The sequence below is a fragment of the Paraplanobispora siamensis genome (genome assembly GCF_016863175.1).
Classification (GTDB): domain Bacteria; phylum Actinomycetota; class Actinomycetes; order Streptosporangiales; family Streptosporangiaceae; genus Planobispora; species Planobispora siamensis.
In genome coordinates, this window is record NZ_BOOJ01000018.1 from 18,378 (window position 1) to 36,490 (window position 18,113).

Here is an 18,113-nt window from a genome sequence, read left to right on the forward strand (position 1 = left end):
CCGGATCCGCAGGGTGACGGGCTGAATCTGTTATGTCACGAATGCGTGGGTGTAGGCGTCCGCCGTACCGGCCCGGCTAGGATCGGCGCATGAGTCAGCTACCGCTGCGGGCGCAGCTCGCCAGTGCGCTCGGCCGGACGGCCGCGACGCTCTCCCGGGCCACCGGACGCGGTGACGGGTCGGTGATCGGCGGCCGGGTCGGCCTGGCCCTGGAGCCCGACCTGCTCCGCCAGCTCGCGCAGAACCGCAGGCTCGCGCTGGTGAGCGCGACCAACGGCAAGACCACCACGACCCGGCTGATCACCTCCGCGCTGCAGGAGCTCGGCGACGTCGCCACCAACGCCTTCGGCGCCAACATGCCTGCCGGTCACGTGTCCGCGCTCTCCTCGGCCAAGGACGCCCCGTACGGCGTGCTGGAGGTCGACGAGAAGTACCTCCCCGAGGTCATCGAGACCACCGGCGCGGGGGTGGTCGTCCTGATGAACCTCAGCCGCGACCAGATGGACCGTGCCGCCGAGATCTGGCTGCTGGCCCAGAAGTGGCGGCGCGCGCTCGCGGGCCGGAACCTCCACGTGATCGCCAACGCGGACGACCCGCTGGTGACCTGGGGCGCCTCGACCGCCGCCCGGGTGACCTGGGTCTCCGCCGGGCAGCCCTGGAAGGAGGACTCCTGGTGCTGCCCCGAGTGCGGCGGCCCGCTCGACCGCAAGGGACTGGACTACGTCCCGCCCGGCGGGCACGTCTCCGGAGTCGTCGGCCAGAGCAGCCAGGACGAGAACGAGTGGGCCTGCCGCGAGTGCTCCTTCCGGCGGCCCCAGCCGTCCTGGATCCTCGACGGCGATGCCGCGATCGACCCGCAGGGACGGCGCTGGACGCTCGACATCCAGCTGCCCGGCCGGGCCAACCGGGCCAACGCGGTGATCGCCCTGGCCACCGCCGAGGTGTTCGGCGTGCCGGCCGAGCGGGCGCTGCCCCGGCTGCGCGAGGTCAGGTCGGTCGCCGGGCGCTACACCACCGTGGAGCGCGAGGGCCGCTACGCCCGCCTGCTGCTGGCCAAGAACCCGGCGGGCTGGCTGGAGGCCTTCGACGTGCTCGACCCCTCCCTGCCGGTGATCCTCTCGGTGAACGCCCAGGGTCCCGACGGGCGCGACACCTCCTGGCTGTGGGACGTCGACTACCGGGTGCTGCGCGGCCGGCCGGTCTATGTGACCGGTGAGCGCCGGCTGGACCTCGCGCTCCGGCTGGAGGTGGCCTCCGTGCCGTTCCAGCTGGCCGACTCCTTCGGCCAGGCGTTCTCGATCCAGCCGCCCGGCAAGATCGACGTGATCGCCAACTACACCGCCTTCCAGCAGATCCGATCGGAGTTCGGTCGTGCCGTCTGACAGCGTCCTGCGCCTTGTCTGGATTTATCCCGACCTGCTGAGCACCTACGGCGACCAGGGCAACGTCCTGGTGCTGGAGCAGCGCGCCGAGCGCAGGGGCATCCCGGTGGAGACCGTGCACGTCCGCTCGGCCGACCCGGTGCCCGAGAACGGCGACATCTACCTGATCGGCGGCGGTGAGGACCGGCCGCAGATCCTGGCCTCCGAACGGCTGCGCCGCGACGGCGGCCTGCAGCGGGCCGTCGCCCGGGGCGCCGCGGTGCTGGCGGTCTGCGCGGGCTACCAGATCATGGGCAGCACCTTCGGCGGTGAGGAGGGGCAGCCGGTGGACGGCATCGGGCTGCTCGACATCGCCAGCGGACGCGGCGCCGGCCGCGCCGTCGGCGAGCTGGTCGCCGAGGTGGACCCGGCGCTGGGCGTGCCGACCCTGACCGGCTTCGAGAACCACATGGGCGTCACCCGGCTGGGCCCCGGAGTGCGCCCGCTGTCGCGCACGGTCGTGGGCACCGGCAACGGCGACGGCACGGAGGGGTGCTACGCCGGGAAGGTCGTCGGGACCTACCTGCACGGCCCGGCCCTGGCCCGCAACCCCGGCCTGGCCGACCTGCTGCTGACGTGGGCGACGGGCACGCAGCTCCCGCCGATCGACGACACCTGGTTCACCCGGCTGCGTGAGGAGCGGCTGGCCGCGGTCGTGCCCCGCCCGTAGGACGGCGCCTGCGGGCGTCGGCCTGCGGGCCGGCGCCCGCCGGGCGGTCACCGGCGGGCGGGCCCGTTTCCGGGCGGGAGGCTTCAGCTTCCGGGCAGGAGGTTTCAGTCCCCGGCGGGAGACGTCAGGTCCCGGGTGGGAGACGTCAGCAGACGAGCGCTCAGTAGACGAGCGCCTGGACGCCCTCGCCGAGGATCTCCTCGACGAACGTCGGCGCTCCGGCGATGCGGACGCCCTCGATCACGTCGTCCACCGTGATCTCCCGGCGGGCCGCGCACTGCGTGCACAGGGTCACCCGCCCGCCCGCCAGCACCGCGTCGAGCAGGTCGCCCAGCTGGGCGGCGTGCGGCAGGCTGAACTCCTTGGCCCGGCCGGGCAGGGCGAACCACGACGACTCACCGGTCAGCCAGAGGGAGACGGGGACCCCGCTCGCCAGTGCCGCCGCCGCGACCGTGAACGCCTGGTTGCAGCGCTCCGGGGCGTCCGCCCCGGCGGTCACCTTGATCACCAATGATCGTGCCATGACTGAAGACTATTCGGGTCCGCGTCACCGGCGCGAGCCGGGCGGCGGGGCCCGGCGCCTTGGATACCCTTTGGGTTCATGGACGTTCCTGAGCTGCATCCCGACCTTGAGCCGATCGCCTTCCTCGTGGGCCGGTGGGAGGGCGCCGGGGTGGGCGGATACCCGACGATCGAGAGCTTCAACTTCGGTCAGGAGATCGTCTTCGGACACAACGGCAAGCCGTTCCTGACCTACACCAGCCGCACCTGGCTGCTGGACGAGGCGGGCAACCGGGTCCGCCCGCTGGGCACCGAGACCGGCTTCTGGCGTCAGCTGCCCGAGCGCCAGCTGGAGGTGTGCCTGTCCCACCCGACGGGCATCGTGGAGATCTACGTCGGCGAGGTGGTCTTCCACAAGATCGAGCTGCACACCGACGTGGTCGCCCGCACCGCCACCGCCAAGGAGTACTCCGGCGGGCACCGCCTGTACGGCCTGGTCAACGGCAACCTGATGTGGGCCTACGACATGGCCGCGATGGGACAGCCCCTCCAGTCCCACATCTCGGCCGAGCTCAAGCGGGTGGGCGACTTCGTCCCCGGCATCACCTGAGCGTCCCCGGCATCACCTGAGCGTTCCCGGCAGCGCCTGGGCGCCCCTGACATCGCCTGGGCCGCGCGTCGTACGGCGGGCCGTGCCGGGCGGCCGTTCGCGGCTACGATGCCGGGCATGAGCATCCCTTTCACCCCTGACGTCGTCGAGGCCATCAAGCGGCACATGAACGACGACCACGCCGACGACGCGCTGCTGATCGTCAAGGCCCTCGGCGGGCAGCCCGAGGCCGTCGCGGCGAGGACGTCGGATGTGGACGCCGAGGCGATCGAGTTCGTCGCGACGGTGGACGGGCGGGACGTCGCGGTCCGCGTGCCGTGGGGCGCCACCCTGACCGAGCGCGCCCAGGTCCGCAGGGAAGTGGTGCGTCTGTACCGGGAGGCCTGCGCCGCGCTCGGCGTCCCGGCCCGCGGCGAGCATTAAGGCCGAAGCCGTAGAGGCCCGCGGGAGAAGCCGCAGAGGTACGGGGAAGCCCGTAGCGGTTCTGGGAAAAGAAGAACCCCGGGCTGTCTCCTCCCGCTCGGGGCGGAAGGGCCGGATGGACCAAAGGCGGGGGATTCCCGCCCTCCGGCAGCCCGGGGTTCCGGTGATTGTCGTGGATTCGCCGAACGCCGCCAGACGTCCGAACCGAGTCCGGAGCCGGGGCGTCCTAGCGGACAGCCACCTCGCTAGCCCAATAATGATCAACCATTGTCTGGACCACCTCCTTTCTGCGTGATCCGTACGTTATGCGACCGTCTCCGGCGGGGCAAGTAAATATTCTCCAAGCGGATCCGCGCAGGTGGGGAGGCACTCCCCGGCGGGAGGGCAGGCGGGGCCGTACGGCACGCGCGGGCGGGACGAAGGTCCCTGTCGGGGCCGGGGCGGGAGCGAAAGGCTGGAGCCCCGACCAGAGATAGGGAGTGACCGAAATGGCGAAGGCGGCGCACGTCGCACTGACCGCGCAGGACGTCCAGGTGCTCACCCGGGGCCGGGTGCCCCGCTCCGCGGTCGAACGGGTCCAGGAGAGGATCGTCGCTCTCGGCCGGTACTGCGGCGAACCCATCCTGTTCACCCGAGTCAAGATCAACGCTCCGGTGAACCTCGGTTCGGGCCAGCTCACCAGCGCCCAGGCCGTCCTCGACGTCAACGGGAACCTGATCCGCGCGCACGCCGAGAGGGAGACCGCCCACGCGGCGGTCGCAGAGCTCGTCGACCGGCTGAAGGCGCGGCTGGACCGGATCGGCCGGGACTGGGAGTCCACCCGCGACCGCCGCTACCGGGACCTGGTCCGGCTCTCCGCGCAGAGCCGGACCGCCCAGGATGACGAGACCCCTCGCGAACCGCTCGCCGGCTGAGTCCCGGCCGGGTCGTCTCTTCGCGGCCGCGCCCTTCGAGGCCCCTTCCGGAACGGCCTCCCAAGAGATGACCTTGGTCCCGCCCGCCCGGGTCTTTGCGCGGCAGACCCGGGGCGGGCCTCTCCCCGACAGTGGAGGTGAGAGGCCCGCCACACCACACGAGGTGATACGAAATGACCGACTCCCACGGGGGAGCCGCCCCGCCCGCCGACGTCCGGACCGCGATCGACGCCCTGGTGGGCAACGCGCTCAAGGCCCTGGCCGAGTACGACTCCTTCACCCAGGAGCAGGTCGACCACATCGTCAAGAAGGCCTCCGTGGCAGCTCTGGGCCGGCACGCCGAGCTGGCCGCCCTGGCGGTCGAGGAGACGGGCCGCGGGGTGTTCGAGGACAAGGCGGTCAAGAACATCTTCGCCTGCGAGCACATCACGCACAGCATGGCCGACCTCAAGACGGTCGGGGTCATCTCCCGGGACGAGATCAACGGGATCGTGGAGATCGCCGATCCGGTCGGCGTCGTCTGCGGCGTCACCCCGGTCACCAACCCCACCTCGACGACCGTCTTCAAGGCGCTGCTGGCCCTGAAGACCCGCAACCCCATCGTGTTCGCCTTCCACCCCTCGGCGCAGAGGTGCAGCGTCGAGGCGGCGCGGACCGTCCGCGACGCGGCCGTCGAGGCCGGCGCCCCGGAGCACTGCGTGCAGTGGGTCGAGGAGCCGTCGCTGGCGGCGACCGGCGCGCTCATGCACCACGACGGTGTCTCCACCATCCTCGCCACCGGCGGGAACGGGATGGTCAGGGCGGCCTACTCGGCGGGCAAGCCGGCCCTGGGCGTCGGCGCGGGCAACGTCCCGGCCTACATCGAGCGCAGTGCGAAACTGCGCCGCGCCGTACACGACATCGTGCTCTCCAAGACCTTCGACAACGGCATGATCTGCGCCTCCGAGCAGGCGGTCATCATCGACGACGAGGTCTACGACGCCGCGCTGGCCGAGTTCCGGCGGTTGCACGCCTATGTGGCCACTCCGGCCGAGAAGAAGATGCTGGAGGAGTTCGTCTTCGGGGTGACGGCCCACGGGGAGGGGTGCTCGGGAGCGAAACTCAACCCCGACGTGGTCGGCCGCTCCCCGGTGTGGATCGCCGAGCGTGCCGGGTTCGCCGTACCCGGGGACACCTCCGTCATCCTCGTCCCGGTGGAGGGGGTCGGCCCGGCCGAGCCGCTGACCAGGGAGAAGCTCTGCCCCGTCCTGGCCGTCCTGCGCGCGGCCTCGCGGGAGGAGGGGCTGACCCACGCCGAGCGGATGGTGGAGTTCCACGGGCTCGGGCACAGCGCGGTCATCCACACCGAGGACGCCGGGCTCGCCGAGGAGTACGGCAGGCGGGTGAAGGCGGTCCGGGTGATCTGGAACGCCCCGGCCTCACAGGGCGGCATCGGCGACATGTACAACGCCTTCCTGCCCTCGCTGACCCTGGGATGCGGCAGCTACGGACGCAACTCGGTCTCCGACAACGTCTCCGCCGTCAATCTGATCAACATCAAGAGAGTCGGGCGGCGCAACAACAACATGCAGTGGTTCAAAGTCCCGGCGAAGATCTACTTCGAGCCGAACGCGATCCGCTATCTCGCCGACATGCCGGACGTCCACCGCGTCACCGTCGTCACCGACCCCGTCATGACCCGGCTGGGCTATGTGGACCGGATCATCGACGTCCTGCAGCGCCGCGCCGAGCGGGTCGCCCTGCAGATCATCGACGACGTCGAGCCGGAGCCGAGCGTCGTCACGGTGGACCGGGGAGCCGAGCTGATGCGCGCCTTCCAGCCCGACACCATCGTCGCGCTGGGCGGCGGGTCGGCGATGGACGCGGCGAAGGTGATGTGGCTGCGCTACGAGCACCCGGAGGTCGTCTTCGCGGACATGAAGGAGAAGTTCTTCGACATCCGCAAGCGCGCCTTCCGGTTCCCGACGCTGGGGGAGCGGGCCCGCCTGGTGTGCGTGCCGACCACCTCGGGCACCGGCGCGGAGGTGACCCCGTTCGCCGTCATCACCGACTCGGCCACCGGAAAGAAGTACCCGCTGGCCGACTACGCGCTCACCCCGAGCGTGGCGATCGTGGACCCGGTGCTCGCGGCCGAGCTGCCCCGCGTGGTCACCGCCGACAGCGGCTTCGACGCGCTGACCCACGCCATCGAGTCGTACGTGTCGGTCTACGCCAACGACTTCACCGACGGGCTGGCCCTGCAGGCGATCAAGCTGATCTTCTCCTATCTGGAGCGGGCGGTGACGCGGGGCGCCGCCGACCCCGAGGCCAGGGAGAAGATGCACAACGCCGGCACGATCGCGGGCATGGCCTTCGGCAACGCCTTCCTCGGCATCGTGCACGCGATGTCGCACACGCTGGGCGCCACCTTCCACGTGGCGCACGGACGCACCAACGCGCTCCTGCTGCCGCATGTGATCCGCTACAACGGCATCGTGCCGGCGAAGCTGTCCGGCTGGCCGAAGTACGAGGACTACCGCGCCCCGGAACGCTTCCAGGAGATCGCCCGCACGCTCGGCCTGCCGGCCGGGACCGCCGACGAAGGCGTCGAGTCCCTGGCGGCGGCGGTGGAGCGCCTGCGCGACGCGGTGGGGATCGAGCGGTCGTTCAAGGAGATCGGTGTCGAGGAGCGGGCGTTCCTGGACGCGCTGCCGCAGCAGGCGATCAACGCCTACGAGGACCAGTGCGCCCCGGCCAACCCGCGCATGCCGATGCTGGACGACATGCAGGAGCTGATGCGGGCCGCCTACTACGGCCGCCGCGACGGGGAGGCCGTACGGGCCGCCTGACGGGCCCGCGCGGGTCGCATGACGGGCCTGAGTCCGTGAGGACCGGATCGCCGATGATCGGCGGTCCGGCCCCCGGCAGCACTTAGACTCTGCACATGACCGAGACGTCGTGGCATGAGGAGCTGCGGGCGCGCGGCTATCGGGTCACTCCGCAGCGGCAGCTGGTGCTGGAGGCGGTCAAGGCGCTGGAGCACGCCACTCCCGAGGAGATCTGCACCCGGGTACGGGAGACCGCCCGCGGAGTGAACATCTCGACCGTCTACCGGACCCTCGAGCTTCTGGAAGAGCTCGGCATGGTCGCCCACAACCACCTCGGTCACGGCGCCCCCACCTACCACCTGGCGGCCGACGCCGACCACGTGCACCTGGTCTGCCGCGGCTGCGGGGAGATCAGCGAGGTCCGGCCCGAGCTGGTGCAGACCCTGGTGGACGGCCTCGAGCGGGAACTCGGCTTCGCCACCGACGTGCACCACCTGACGGTCTTCGGTCGCTGCCGCGACTGCCGCTGAACCGCCCCGGCCGGTCCCGGGCACGTGTCCGGGACGGCATAGGCTTGGAATCATGCGAAGCCCTCTGCTGGACACCCCCGGTGCGGTCGCCGCCGACGCTCCCGACTCCGACGTCGCCGGACACTACGGCGACCCGTTCGCCGAGCAGCGTGCGCTGCTGGCCGGCGAGGCGATGGTCGACAGGAGCAACCGCGAGGTCGTGAGGATCTCCGGGCCCGACCGGCTGAGCTGGCTCAACGACCTGAGCTCGCAGAAGCTCAAGGACCTGCCGCCCGGGCAGGCCACCCAGACCCTGCTGCTGGACGCCCAAGGCAGGGTCGAGCACCACCTGACGCTCGTCGACGACGGCGAGGCCGTCTGGGCGCACGTCGAGCCGGGCACCGGGGGCGAGCTGGTGGCCTTCCTGGACAAGATGCGCTTCATGCTCCGGGTCGAGGTCGCCGACGTGACGGACGCCTACGCGGTGGTCAGCGTGATCGACGGCACCCGGGTCACCCCGCCGGACGGGGCGGTCCTCGTCGGGGACGACGTCCTCCTCCCCCGTGACCTGCTCCCCGGGCACCTGGGCCTGCGCCCGGCCGGGCTGTGGGCCTACGAGGCGCTGCGGATCGAGGACCACGCCCCCCGCCTGGGCTTCGAGACCGACCACAAGACCATCCCGCACGAGGTCGGCTGGATCGGCGCCGCCGTCCACCTGAGCAAGGGATGCTACAGGGGCCAGGAGACGGTGGCCCGGGTGCACAACCTCGGCCACCCGCCGCGCCGCCTGGTCTTCCTGCACCTGGACGGCAGCGCCGACCGGCTGCCCCGGCGCGGCGCCCCGGTGACCGACGGCAAGGACGAGATCGGCTTCGTCGGCAGCGCCGCCCGCCACCACGAGCTCGGCCCGATCGCCCTGGCCGTGGTCAAACGGACCGTGCCGGTGGACGCCCCGCTCCAGGCCGACGGGGTGGCGGCGGCCCAGGAGGTCATCGTCCCGCCGGACGCCGGCCGCAACGTCCAGATCGACCCCGCCCTGCGCCGCCGCATCCGCTGAGGAAACCGGCCCGCTGTTCGTTTGAGAAATGAAACTCCACAGGAAAATCCCGCGTAGGGTTTTCCTGTGGAGTTTCTCAATCGGACGGACGAGCTGGCGATGCTCGGGTGACGCCTGTCGGGAAGCAGTGCGGAGCTACTGGTCGTCTACGGGCGACGGCGTGTCGGCAAGACCGAGTTGCTCGCCCACCTTGCTGCAGGGATGCGTTCGTTCTACTTCGAGGCGACGGATACGGTCGCTCCGCAACAGTTGCGGGACTTCACCGGTGAACTCGCCGTGTCCGGAAGAACGAGCTGCTGGCCGCACAGTCGGCCGAGCTGGAGACGGCTCTCAGCCGATGGTGGCGTACGACAGGCCGGAATCTCCCACTGGTTCTGGTGCTGGCCGGCAGCGAGCTCGCGTTCTTTGAAGACGAGGTGCTGGCCGGGCGGCTCTACGGCCGGCGAACCGGCCGGCTGAGGCCGGAACCCTTCCTGGCGAAGGAGGCGGCACTCTTCCACCCCGGCTGCTCCGCCGAGGACCGGGTCCGCGCCTATTCGATCTGCGGTGGGGTCCCCTACTACCTGGAGCGGTTCACCGATGACCGCCCGCTCTCTGAGCGTCTGCTGACAGAGGTCTTCGAGCGCACGGGGCCGACTCCAGCGAACATCACCAAAATCCTGGGCGTGCTCGAATGTCTGGGGCTGGTCGAACGGTTGCGGCCCGTCACGGCGCCGCCACGCACCAAGAAGACGGCATACGCGATCAGCGATCGGTTCCTGCGTTTCCACCACGGGTTCGTCGAGCCTGCCAGGTCTCAGCTACGGACCAACGCGCCGGCCGCCGCGTGTCTCAATGACCCGGTCCTTCCTCAGCTTGATCATCATGCTTCCTGGCATGGGAGGAGATATGCCGGCAGCATGTGCTCCGTACGGTCCCCGGCGTCACCGGAGCCCGGGAGAAATATGTTTTCTCCCGCAACGGATTCAGCGCCCGGCTTCGGGACTATGCGGCGACCCTGCCCCGGTTGCATCTCGTCACCCCGCAGGAGATCTACACCTGAAACACCGGGCCGGCGCGGGCGTCAGATCTCCAGGATCAGGGTGATGGGGCCGTCGTTGGTCAGGGAGACCTTCATGTCGGCGCCGAAGACGCCGGTCTCCACGTGCGCGCCGAGCGCGCGCAGCTCCGCGCAGACCGCCTCGACCAGCGGCTCGGCGACCGGGCCGGGGGCCGCCGCCTGCCAGGTGGGGCGCCGGCCCTTGCGGGCGTCGCCGTACAGGGTGAACTGGCTGATCACCAGCAGCGGGGCGCCGACGTCGGAGCACGACTTCTCGCCGTGCAGGATCCGCAGGCCCCAGAGCTTGGCGGCCAGCTTGGCCGCCTCGGCGGGGGTGTCGTTGTGCGTCACGCCGACGAGCACGAGCAGTCCCGGCTCGTCGATCGCCCCGACCGTCGCACCGTCCACCACCACCGACGCGGAACTCACCCGCTGAACGACCGCACGCATCCCACCATCATCCCGTGTTTCCGGGGCTCCGTAGACTCTGCGCGAAAGGAGACAAAGGTGTCTACTGGGTCGTTGGTTGTCGAAGTAGTCCGTTCCGGATTCGTGGAGTCCACGCACCGGGCACGAATGCTGGCGGTGAAGGCGGACGGTTCCTTCGCCCGGGCGCACGGCGCGGTGGACGCGCTGGTCTCGCCCCGGTCGTCGATGAAGCCCCTGCAGGCGCTCGGCATGGTGCGCGCGGGGCTCGCCCTCGAAGGGGAACTGCTCGCGCTGGCGTGCGCGAGCCACGCCGGGGAGTCCTTCCACGTGGACGGCGCCCGCACGATCCTCAAGGAGGCCGGGCTGGACGAGAGCGCGCTGCGCTGTCCGGAGGACCTGCCCGAGAACGCCGAGGCGCGCGAGGAGGTCCTGCGCTCGGGCGGCGACAAGGCCCGGATCTACATGAACTGCTCGGGCAAGCACGCGGCGATGCTCGCCACGTGCGCGGCCAACGACTGGCCGCTGGAGACCTATCTGGACCCGGCGCACCCGCTGCAGCGGGCGATCCGCGCCACGGTCGAGGAGCTGACCGGTGAGCGGGTCGCCGCCACCGGTGTGGACGGCTGCGGCGCCCCGCTGTTCTTCGTCTCCATGCTGGGCGTGGCCCGCGCCTTCCGCGCGCTCGTCCTGGCCGAGCCCGGCACCCCCGAGCGCCGCGTCGCCGACGCCTTCCGCGCCCACCCCGAGTGGACCTCCGGCACCGTCCGCCCCGAGGCCCGGCTGATGCGCGCGATCCCCGGCCTGATGCTCAAGGCCGGAGCCGAGGCGTTCGACGCCTTCGCCTTCGAGGACGGCCGCGCGGGCACGGTCAAGATCGAGGACGGCGGCCAGCGCGCCCGCGTCCCCGTCACCGTCGCCGCCCTGCGCGCCCTGGACCTCGACGCCCCCGAGCTCGACGCCCTGGCCACCGGCACCCTGTACGGCGGCGGCCACCCCGTCGGCGAGATCCGCCTGCGCCGGGAACCCTCCGGCTCCGCCGGCTGACCGGGACATGAAAGCGACGCCGGGAACCTCGACGGAATCGGGAGCCTGGCGTCGCGCTTTCCCGGTCAACCCACTTCCGTGCCCGCTCCCGGCTTCAGAGGGACCGGAACTGGCGGGTGGCGGAGATGGCTCCTGAAGTGGTCATGGTGAAGGTGCGCATCGAGTCGGCGAACTTGGACAGGTCCCACTCGGCCGGGCCGTGGTACCAGTACAGGTTGTCGGCCTGCCGGCCGTTGCCGGTGACGGAGGAGACCACGCGGGCCCAGCGGTCGACGCTGTCGAAGATCACGGCGTAGGGGAGATAGCGGGAGAACAGCTCGACCCGCTGGGCCTCGGGGACGGTGCCGTCGATGTCGCCCTCGGTGAGATAGCGGCGGAAGCCCAGGGTGTGCGCCAGGGCTCCGGAGCCCTTGGCCGTCTTGGCGGGCATGTACTGGCCGCCGGCCGCCAGGGCCGCTCCGGCGATGATCACGGCCAGGCCGAGCAGACCGTACGTGGTGAACCAGGCCAGCGCCACCGTGCCGAGGACTCCGGCGAAGGTGAGCACCACGCCCAGGGTCGTCCAGCGGGTGCGGACGCTGTCGGGGCGGCGGGCGAACCAGCCCTGGGTGACCACGTCCCGGTACAGGGCGTCGCGGACCTTGCCGAGCTTGGCGCCGAACGACCCGTGCAGCTGGGAGAGCAGGACGGCGTCACGGCCGTCGAAGATCGCTTCGTAGAGGGCGCGCTCGTACGGCAGCAGCGAGGTGACCGGGGCGCTGGGCAGGCGCACCAGCATCCAGTCGGGGGTGTCGTAGGTCTGGCGGGGCTGCTCGTCGATGCGGAGATAGCCGCGCACGGCCAGGTCCACGATCGTGGCCGTCACGTCGATCACGTCGGCCTGCTCGTCCATGAGCGTGCCGATCTGGCCGGGGCGCACGCCGTCCGGCGGGGCGAAGTGACCGTTCTCGATCGGGGTCAGGGCGCCCGACTCGTGGTCGACCACCCGGGCGTCGCGCCCGCGGGTCCAGTACAGCAGGCCGATGCCGCCGAGCAGCAGGACCAGCAGGCCGACCAGCGCTCCGCCGGTGACGGTGTTGAGGGTGAAGGCGTTGGCCAGCTCGAAGCGGCGCTCCAGGACGGGCCCGCCGGTGGTGGCGCCCCGGGGGTAGCCGACGACGACGGTGAGCACCTCGCCCGGGCCCAGGCCCTGCTGCTCGAAGTCGGCGGTGGTGCCGTTGTGGTCGGGGGAGGCCACGGTGCAGCCGACCGCGGAGGTCAGCACGCCCGCGAAGCAGGACAGGTTCTGCAGCTGGGCCGGGCCGGTCACCTTCACGGTGGCCTGCTCCACCGGGACCGTCCAGCCGCCCACGGCGTACCAGCGCAGCTCCTGGATGTCGGCCAGCGGGGTCACCGCGCCCCTGACGTCGTACTCGAACGTCGCGGTGCCCGAGCCCTTCAGGGTGATCTCGTCACCGTTCAGGGTGGCGTCGCCCTTGAGCCCGCTGATCGGGTAGAGCCGGTCGTTGGCGTCGTCGTAGCGAGTGCGGCCGATCAGCTCGCGGGTCGGCGGGCTGCCCTCGAAGGTCACGGTCTCCTTGACGTGGAGAACGCCGTCCTGTCGCAGCTGGAGCTCGACCTGGTGGCTCTTCACCGCGTTCGCCGCGGCCGAGGAGGCCTCCACCGTGCCGGACGCGGCCGACGAGGGGTTCGCCGTACCCGCCGCGAGCGCGGGGGAGGCGCTCAGAGTCAGCCCGAGGGCGACCGCGGCGGCAAGGCTCCCGGCCGCCCGATGCAAGAAAGATCCCGCCATGGGTCGGGAGCCTATCGAGAACGGCAGACGGGTGATGGACACCCCCGGTCTGATTTTTCCGCCGATGAACTGACAAAGGGTTACATCCGCTAGATTGCCGCCCGATGATCCTGTCTTTGGAGAGGCGGTCGCATGCGCCCACGCGGGCCGAGCCCCCTGGCCTTCGGTGTTTTCGGCGTCCTCGCGACGACTTTCGCCGTTGTCGTGGTGGTGGCCGCGCTCACGGGCGGTGACGAGGCGCAGTCTCCGGCCGGGCCCGGCTCGGGGCCGGTGGCCACCCAGACGGCCGAGCCCGTCCCCACCGACGGCACCGAGGTCATCCCGCCGTCCTACCGGCCGCCGCAGCGGCTGGACCTCGGCACGCAGGGCGGCTCCGAGATCGCGCTGACCTCCAACGGCGCCATGCAGGTGGACCTGCGGTACATGAACCGGTCCCAGACCGGCGCCCGGCTCAAGCGCAACCCGCTGTACGGCACCGGCATGATGCGCCCCACCAGCTGCCGGGCCCCCCGGCCCTCGACGCAGCAGCGTGACATGCTGACCTATCTCAACGCGGTGACCGGCTGCCTGGACCGGGCCTGGTCCGCCAAGTTCTCCCAGGCGGGGGCGGTCTTCCAGCAGCCCCGCCGGGTCTTCTGGGCGCGTCCGGGCCGCGGGCCCTGCGGCACCTACCCGGCGGCCGGGGCCGCCGCCTACTACTGCCCGTCCAACCGGGGCATGTACATCGGCCTGTCCCACGTGATCGAGCAGAGCGGCAACGCCGACCCGGCCCAGAACCACGTGCCCTATCTGGCGGTGCTCGCCCATGAGTACGGCCACCACGTGCAGTCCATGGCCGGCATCGGCGGCGCCTGGTGGTGGGAGGTCTCCGACCGCTCCAAGTCGGCCCGGGACGCGCACTCACGCCGGTCGGAGCTGCAGGCGCAGTGCTTCTCCGGGGCGTTCATCCGGACCGTGCGGGTGCCGCTCGGCGTCACCGCCGCCCGCTGGCAGGCCGTACTGGAGCAGGACTATCGGCGCGGCGACGACCAGAACGGGCTGGGCAGGCGCGACCACGGCAACGGGCAGAACTTCGCCGCCTGGCTCAACCACGGCTGGAAGTACGCCAGGCCGGGTTACTGCAACACCTGGACCGCCCCGTCCTCGCACGTCAGCTGACCCTCCCGATCGAGCAGGCAGCTCAGGACCGGCCCGGCGCCGCCGATCCGCTCGCGGACTCCCGGCCCGTCCCCGCCCGCCACGTGACCGCCGGAGGTCACGAGGACGACGAGGACGGTGAGGAGGACGACCGCGAGCCAGATCACCATGGCGCCGGCGGCGAGCTCCAGGATGAGGCCGCGCCAGCCGGAGCCCCCGTCCCGCGGTCGCGCGCGGTGCGTCCTGCCCAGGGCGGCGAAGCCGAGGGCGGCGGAGATGATCGGGAGCAGGGCGGCGGTCCAGGAGGCGAGGGGCAGGAAGCCGGACAGGAGAGCGGTCGCGCCCGTGGCGAGCGCCGCGAGGCCGAGGGCGCTTCCGGGCTGCGGGCGCCGGGTCGCGCGGTCGTGGCGGCCGGAGTAGGGACGGGGGTCGGATGGCAGGCCGTACGCGTAGGTCATGCGTCTCTCCTGTCCGGGGGGTGGAGTCACACTGTTGACGGCTAGATACCCACCCGGGTTGCCGTTCTCTGGGAAATAAATCGGCGTTTCTGGAGCCCGCCGAATGGTTTTTAGTCCTTATAGGGTGATATTCCGGTCGGCTCGCAGAGAAGATTTTCCATTCCGTGATTTTCCGGAGCCGGTGGCTTGCACCCGGTTACACTCGGTCCTGTTCACGAGGGTCTCCCGGGATGGCCGAGGGGCGCCGCTCCGGGGGGAGGCAGGCGCCGGTCCGGCCGCGCGCTCCCGGGAGATCGTCGTTCATGTCGGCGGTTCAGATTCGTCCGGGGTGTCATGCGCGGGCCTGTTGAGAAACGACCTCGGTTATCCGCGATAGCCGTTTTTATGGTGATTTGCTGCCTTATTTCAGGGTGTTCCCATGACGCCGCGGCTCTGCCGGTCGATCGGTCCGCGGACCTGCCGGTCATCCGGTCCACGGCCCGGGCGCCGGTCGTGATGATCATCGGGGACAGCTTCACCGTCGGCTCGGGACCGGTGGCGCGCTGGCAGAGTTACGCCGCGCAGACCGCCCGCGCGCTGGACTGGCAGCTCATCACCGCCGGAGCGGCCGGCACCGGCTTCGCCACCCCCGGCCGGGTGGGCCGGACCTTCGAGGACTCCTTCCGTCAAGAGCTCGCCTGGCGCCCGGCCCCCGACCTGCTGATCGTCTCCGGCGGCCACAACGACCGCCGTCCCACGGCCGGCCAGGTCCACCGGGCCACCGTCCGGCTGCTCGACCTGGTCCGGCGGCGCTGGCCCGACACCGCGGTCGTGGTGATCGGCCCGCTGTGGATGGGGGCCGTCCCCCGCTGGGCCTACCAGGTCAGGGACTCCGTCGCGCGCGCCGCCGAGGAGACGGGCACGACCTTCCTCGACCCGCTCGGCCGCCACTGGAGCAGGACGATGATCCTGCCGGACGGCGTGCACCCCACGCTGGAAGGCCACGCCCGCATCTCCCGCTGGCTGGTCACCGCCCTGGACGAGAAGGGTCTGCGCTCCGCCTTCTGAAGCCTCTTCCGGACCTTCCGGAGACTCTGACGGCCGCGTACACCAGGCCGGCCACGGCGAGCACCACCTCCGCCACGGCGGCCGCGGTCTTCACGGTGGTCAGCGCGGGCAGCCACGCCGCCGGGCCGGGTCCGGGATAGCGGGTCAGCAAGATCACCAGGACGACGTTCTCCGTGTAGTCGGCCACCAGCGCCGCCACCGGAACCGGCCAGATCCACCACCGCACCCGGCCCGCGCCCAGCGCCGCCGCCAGAGCGCAGGTCAGGGCCAGCAGCGGCGGGAAGAGCAGGTCGAGAGTGGCCAGCAGCGTCAGATAGCGCTCCCGGCCCTCCTCGCCGTAGGCGGCCAGGGCCCGGTACACGCCCTCGGCGGACTCGCGCGGCTCCAGATCGAGGATGCCGACGCCACCCGAGACCTCCTTGACGCCCGCCGCGCTGAACGGCAGGCCGACGTTCGCCAGCAGGACGACCGGGGCCAGCAGGGCCAGCAGGATGACGAACGTAAGGGGCCGGACGAAGCGCGCGGCGTCCAGGGCGCGGGACGTCCCGCCGGGAGGGGAGAGCGTCATCGGGCCGTCTCCTTCGCATGGGGGGAGAGCGTCATCGGGTGATCTCCTTCAGGGTCGCGGGCAGTCCTTCGCGGATCGACGGATGGCGCAGGGTGAAGCCGGTCGCGGTCAGCGCCGAGACGTCGGCGGCGGCGTCCAGCGTCAGCGTCTCCAGCGCGATCCGGCCGACCAGCTGCGCGGCCGCCCAGCGGGGCAGCGTGCGCGGGGCGGGGGCGCCGAGCAGCCGGGCGGTCTCCTCCAGCAGTTCGCGCAGCGTCGTGGCGGTGCCGTCGGCGGCCACGAAGCTCCGCCCCGCCACGCCGTCGAGCCCGGCCACGTGGATCAGGGCGCGTGCGGCGTCCTCGACGTGGATGAGTGGGAGCCGGTTGTTCCCGGAGCCGGGGACCGGCACCCGCCGCCGGGCCAGGCCGGGCACGATCACGTCGCCGAAACCCTTGCCCGGACCGTAGACCATGTTCCCCAGGCAGACGTGGACGGCCGGCAGCCCCGACTGCTCGATCAGGCGCCTGACGGGCAGGCCGATGTGGGCGAACCCGGCGGGCACGGTGCGCAGCGGGGAGGCGTGGGACACCGTACGGCCCGCGCCCGGGTCCAGGTCGTCGACGCCGCTGACCGAGACCAGCAGCGGCCGCTCGTGCGCGGGCAGGGAGCCGAGCGCCCGCAGGACCCCGGAGGTCGTCCCCTGCCGGGCGGAGCTGACCCGCCGGGCCGCGCGCAGGGTCATCCGGCCGGGCAGCCGGGGCTGGACGAGGTCGACGACGGCCGTCGCCCCCCGGGCGGTCTCCGCCCACGTCCCGGGGTCGTCCGCGGTGGACAGGTGGGGCGTCCCGCCCGCCTCCGTCACCCGCCGGGCGGCCTCGGCGCCGCGGACGAGGCCGGTCACCTCCCACCCGGCCGAGACGGCCTCCCGTACGGCGGTGCGCCCGATGAAGCCTCCGGCTCCCAGGATGAGCAGTCTCATGTGACTCCTCCGCTGATGCGAACACTGTTGTGAGTCAAGATGGTTAGCACTTGCTAACTCCACGGTGCGGAAAAAGGCCCCCGCGGGGGCCGTGGGCGTCAGCCGCCGGTCATGGTTCCCGTGCGGCGATCATGCGGGTGATCAGGGGGTTCAGTCCGGCGCGCACCTCCTCTGAGGAGAGTTCCCCGAAATGCCGCATCCGGGCGTACTGTGCGACGGTGCCGGAGAGCGCGGCGACCATCAGGTCGACCGGGACGGCGGTGGTGACCTCGCCCTCCGCCACTCCGTCGCGGAGCAGGGCGCGCAGCAGCTCGATGAGGGAGTCCCGCCGTTCGGCGGGGGACAGCCGCGGCCAGTAGACCCGGAGGTTGTCCTGTACGTAGAGGAACACCTCGGGCTCGCCGTCCAGCAGCGTGGCGAAGGCGTCCAGCAGCGATCCGAGCCTCTCGCCGAAGGGGCGCCCCGGCGCGCAGGCCAGCGCCGCCCGGTCGTACAGGCGCCCGTAGCACCTGCCGAACAGGTGCAGGGCCAGCTGCTCCTTGGAGGCGAAGAACTTGAACAGGGCTGGATTGGTGTATCCGCTGGCCCGGGCGATGTCGCGCACGGTCGTGCCGTCCACGCCGTGCTCGACGAACAGCCGCAGCGCCTCGGTCAGGATGCACCGCTTGGACGGCGGGTCGCTCTCGCTCACGAGGAAGGGATGGGCCATGGAGAGGAAGTTAGCAT

Annotated in this window: 19 protein-coding genes; 12 read left to right on the forward strand and 7 right to left on the reverse strand. The window is 71.5% G+C overall.

Features of this window, described 5'->3' with window-relative positions:
• The first annotated feature begins 89 nt into the window (after positions 1-89).
• Positions 90-1,382, forward strand: a complete 1,293-nt coding sequence (locus tag Psi01_RS09135; RefSeq protein WP_204063513.1) for a MurT ligase domain-containing protein — start codon at positions 90-92, stop codon at positions 1,380-1,382.
• The gene (locus tag Psi01_RS09140) at positions 1,372-2,091 is read left to right on the forward strand and encodes a type 1 glutamine amidotransferase (RefSeq protein ID WP_204063514.1); all 720 of its coding nucleotides are present in this window, start codon (positions 1,372-1,374) and stop codon (positions 2,089-2,091) included. Before Psi01_RS09135 ends, Psi01_RS09140 begins: the two co-directional genes overlap by 11 nt.
• A gap of 160 nt (positions 2,092-2,251) precedes the next feature.
• Here Psi01_RS09140 and Psi01_RS09145 read toward each other — a convergent pair whose 3' ends face one another.
• Positions 2,252-2,614, reverse strand: coding sequence for a DsrE family protein (locus Psi01_RS09145; protein ID WP_204063515.1), 363 nt, complete (start codon positions 2,612-2,614; stop codon positions 2,252-2,254).
• A gap of 78 nt (positions 2,615-2,692) precedes the next feature.
• On the opposite strand from Psi01_RS09145, the gene Psi01_RS09150 reads away from it, so the two are divergent.
• The 7 genes from Psi01_RS09150 to Psi01_RS09180 all read left to right on the forward strand — a co-directional run bounded on the left by Psi01_RS09150 (position 2,693) and on the right by Psi01_RS09180 (position 9,954).
• A complete protein-coding gene (locus Psi01_RS09150) occupies positions 2,693-3,202 on the forward strand; it encodes a heme-binding beta-barrel domain-containing protein (RefSeq protein WP_204063516.1) in 510 nt (169 codons plus the stop codon).
• Positions 3,203-3,319: 117 nt separating this feature from the next.
• Positions 3,320-3,625, forward strand: coding sequence for a DUF2470 domain-containing protein (locus Psi01_RS09155; protein ID WP_204063517.1), 306 nt, complete (start codon positions 3,320-3,322; stop codon positions 3,623-3,625).
• Positions 3,626-4,113: 488 nt separating this feature from the next.
• Positions 4,114-4,539, forward strand: a complete 426-nt coding sequence (locus Psi01_RS09160; RefSeq protein WP_204063518.1) for an HPF/RaiA family ribosome-associated protein — start codon at positions 4,114-4,116, stop codon at positions 4,537-4,539.
• Positions 4,540-4,712: 173 nt separating this feature from the next.
• The gene (adhE, locus tag Psi01_RS09165) at positions 4,713-7,367 is read left to right on the forward strand and encodes a bifunctional acetaldehyde-CoA/alcohol dehydrogenase (protein WP_204063519.1); all 2,655 of its coding nucleotides are present in this window, start codon (positions 4,713-4,715) and stop codon (positions 7,365-7,367) included.
• A 95-nt stretch (positions 7,368-7,462) separates the two neighbouring features.
• Positions 7,463-7,876, forward strand: a complete 414-nt coding sequence (locus Psi01_RS09170) for a Fur family transcriptional regulator (RefSeq protein ID WP_204063520.1) — start codon at positions 7,463-7,465, stop codon at positions 7,874-7,876.
• A 52-nt stretch (positions 7,877-7,928) separates the two neighbouring features.
• Positions 7,929-8,912 (forward strand): CAF17-like 4Fe-4S cluster assembly/insertion protein YgfZ, encoded by a 984-nt coding sequence (gene ygfZ / locus Psi01_RS09175; protein ID WP_204063521.1) that lies wholly within the window; start codon positions 7,929-7,931, stop codon positions 8,910-8,912.
• A 901-nt stretch (positions 8,913-9,813) separates the two neighbouring features.
• Complete coding sequence (locus Psi01_RS09180) at positions 9,814-9,954, forward strand: hypothetical protein (RefSeq protein WP_204063522.1); 141 nt, start codon at positions 9,814-9,816, stop codon at positions 9,952-9,954.
• A gap of 21 nt (positions 9,955-9,975) precedes the next feature.
• Here the strand turns inward: Psi01_RS09180 and dtd are convergent, their stop codons facing one another.
• The gene (gene dtd / locus Psi01_RS09185; protein WP_204063523.1) at positions 9,976-10,401 is read right to left on the reverse strand and encodes a D-aminoacyl-tRNA deacylase; all 426 of its coding nucleotides are present in this window, start codon (positions 10,399-10,401) and stop codon (positions 9,976-9,978) included.
• Positions 10,402-10,473: 72 nt separating this feature from the next.
• Between dtd and Psi01_RS09190 the strand changes: the two genes are divergently transcribed.
• A complete protein-coding gene (locus Psi01_RS09190; protein ID WP_275424507.1) occupies positions 10,474-11,424 on the forward strand; it encodes an asparaginase in 951 nt (316 codons plus the stop codon).
• Between the two features lie 94 nt (positions 11,425-11,518).
• Here Psi01_RS09190 and Psi01_RS09195 read toward each other — a convergent pair whose 3' ends face one another.
• Positions 11,519-13,216 carry a DUF2207 domain-containing protein gene (locus Psi01_RS09195; protein ID WP_204063525.1) on the reverse strand — a complete coding sequence of 566 codons (1,698 nt, stop codon included), beginning with the start codon at positions 13,214-13,216 and terminating at the stop codon, positions 11,519-11,521.
• A 132-nt stretch (positions 13,217-13,348) separates the two neighbouring features.
• Between Psi01_RS09195 and Psi01_RS09200 the strand changes: the two genes are divergently transcribed.
• A complete protein-coding gene (locus Psi01_RS09200) occupies positions 13,349-14,374 on the forward strand; it encodes a neutral zinc metallopeptidase (RefSeq protein ID WP_204063526.1) in 1,026 nt (341 codons plus the stop codon).
• Here Psi01_RS09200 and Psi01_RS09205 read toward each other — a convergent pair.
• Complete coding sequence (locus Psi01_RS09205; protein ID WP_204063527.1) at positions 14,332-14,811, reverse strand: hypothetical protein; 480 nt, start codon at positions 14,809-14,811, stop codon at positions 14,332-14,334. The two genes, Psi01_RS09200 and Psi01_RS09205, sit on opposite strands and share 43 nt — an antisense overlap.
• A 495-nt stretch (positions 14,812-15,306) precedes the next feature.
• Between Psi01_RS09205 and Psi01_RS09210 the strand changes: the two genes are divergently transcribed.
• Positions 15,307-15,858: an SGNH/GDSL hydrolase family protein gene (locus tag Psi01_RS09210; RefSeq protein ID WP_239127381.1), complete on the forward strand. Its 552-nt coding sequence runs from the start codon at positions 15,307-15,309 to the stop codon at positions 15,856-15,858.
• Here the strand turns inward: Psi01_RS09210 and Psi01_RS09215 are convergent.
• The 3 genes from Psi01_RS09215 to Psi01_RS09225 all read right to left on the reverse strand — a co-directional run bounded on the left by Psi01_RS09215 (position 15,818) and on the right by Psi01_RS09225 (position 18,096).
• Positions 15,818-16,426: a hypothetical protein gene (locus Psi01_RS09215; RefSeq protein WP_204063529.1), complete on the reverse strand. Its 609-nt coding sequence runs from the start codon at positions 16,424-16,426 to the stop codon at positions 15,818-15,820. The genes Psi01_RS09210 and Psi01_RS09215 overlap by 41 nt on opposite strands.
• Positions 16,427-16,457: 31 nt before the next feature.
• Positions 16,458-17,387 (reverse strand): NAD-dependent epimerase/dehydratase family protein, encoded by a 930-nt coding sequence (locus tag Psi01_RS09220; protein WP_204063530.1) that lies wholly within the window; start codon positions 17,385-17,387, stop codon positions 16,458-16,460.
• Positions 17,388-17,496: 109 nt separating this feature from the next.
• The gene (locus Psi01_RS09225; RefSeq protein WP_204063531.1) at positions 17,497-18,096 is read right to left on the reverse strand and encodes a TetR/AcrR family transcriptional regulator; all 600 of its coding nucleotides are present in this window, start codon (positions 18,094-18,096) and stop codon (positions 17,497-17,499) included.
• Positions 18,097-18,113: the final 17 nt, after the last annotated feature.

What these genes read in the sequence shown, in the direction of transcription:
- Psi01_RS09200 (WP_204063526.1), top strand. Translation starts at nt 13,349, where the DNA reads ATGCGCCCACGCGGGCCGAGCCCCCTGGCCTTCGGTGTTTTCGGCGTC.
- Psi01_RS09160 (WP_204063518.1), top strand. Translation starts at nt 4,114, where the DNA reads ATGGCGAAGGCGGCGCACGTCGCACTGACCGCGCAGGACGTCCAGGTG.
- Psi01_RS09145 (WP_204063515.1), bottom strand. Translation starts at nt 2,614, where the DNA reads ATGGCACGATCATTGGTGATCAAGGTGACCGCCGGGGCGGACGCCCCG.
- ygfZ (WP_204063521.1), top strand. Translation starts at nt 7,929, where the DNA reads ATGCGAAGCCCTCTGCTGGACACCCCCGGTGCGGTCGCCGCCGACGCT.
- Psi01_RS09135 (WP_204063513.1), top strand. Translation starts at nt 90, where the DNA reads ATGAGTCAGCTACCGCTGCGGGCGCAGCTCGCCAGTGCGCTCGGCCGG.
- Psi01_RS09170 (WP_204063520.1), top strand. Translation starts at nt 7,463, where the DNA reads ATGACCGAGACGTCGTGGCATGAGGAGCTGCGGGCGCGCGGCTATCGG.
- Psi01_RS09205 (WP_204063527.1), bottom strand. Translation starts at nt 14,811, where the DNA reads ATGACCTACGCGTACGGCCTGCCATCCGACCCCCGTCCCTACTCCGGC.
- Psi01_RS09215 (WP_204063529.1), bottom strand. Translation starts at nt 16,426, where the DNA reads ATGACGCTCTCCCCTCCCGGCGGGACGTCCCGCGCCCTGGACGCCGCG.
- Psi01_RS09195 (WP_204063525.1), bottom strand. Translation starts at nt 13,216, where the DNA reads ATGGCGGGATCTTTCTTGCATCGGGCGGCCGGGAGCCTTGCCGCCGCG.
- Psi01_RS09220 (WP_204063530.1), bottom strand. Translation starts at nt 17,387, where the DNA reads ATGAGACTGCTCATCCTGGGAGCCGGAGGCTTCATCGGGCGCACCGCC.
- Psi01_RS09225 (WP_204063531.1), bottom strand. Translation starts at nt 18,096, where the DNA reads ATGGCCCATCCCTTCCTCGTGAGCGAGAGCGACCCGCCGTCCAAGCGG.
- Psi01_RS09210 (WP_239127381.1), top strand. Translation starts at nt 15,307, where the DNA reads ATGATCATCGGGGACAGCTTCACCGTCGGCTCGGGACCGGTGGCGCGC.
- Psi01_RS09155 (WP_204063517.1), top strand. Translation starts at nt 3,320, where the DNA reads ATGAGCATCCCTTTCACCCCTGACGTCGTCGAGGCCATCAAGCGGCAC.
- Psi01_RS09150 (WP_204063516.1), top strand. Translation starts at nt 2,693, where the DNA reads ATGGACGTTCCTGAGCTGCATCCCGACCTTGAGCCGATCGCCTTCCTC.
- dtd (WP_204063523.1), bottom strand. Translation starts at nt 10,401, where the DNA reads ATGCGTGCGGTCGTTCAGCGGGTGAGTTCCGCGTCGGTGGTGGTGGAC.
- adhE (WP_204063519.1), top strand. Translation starts at nt 4,713, where the DNA reads ATGACCGACTCCCACGGGGGAGCCGCCCCGCCCGCCGACGTCCGGACC.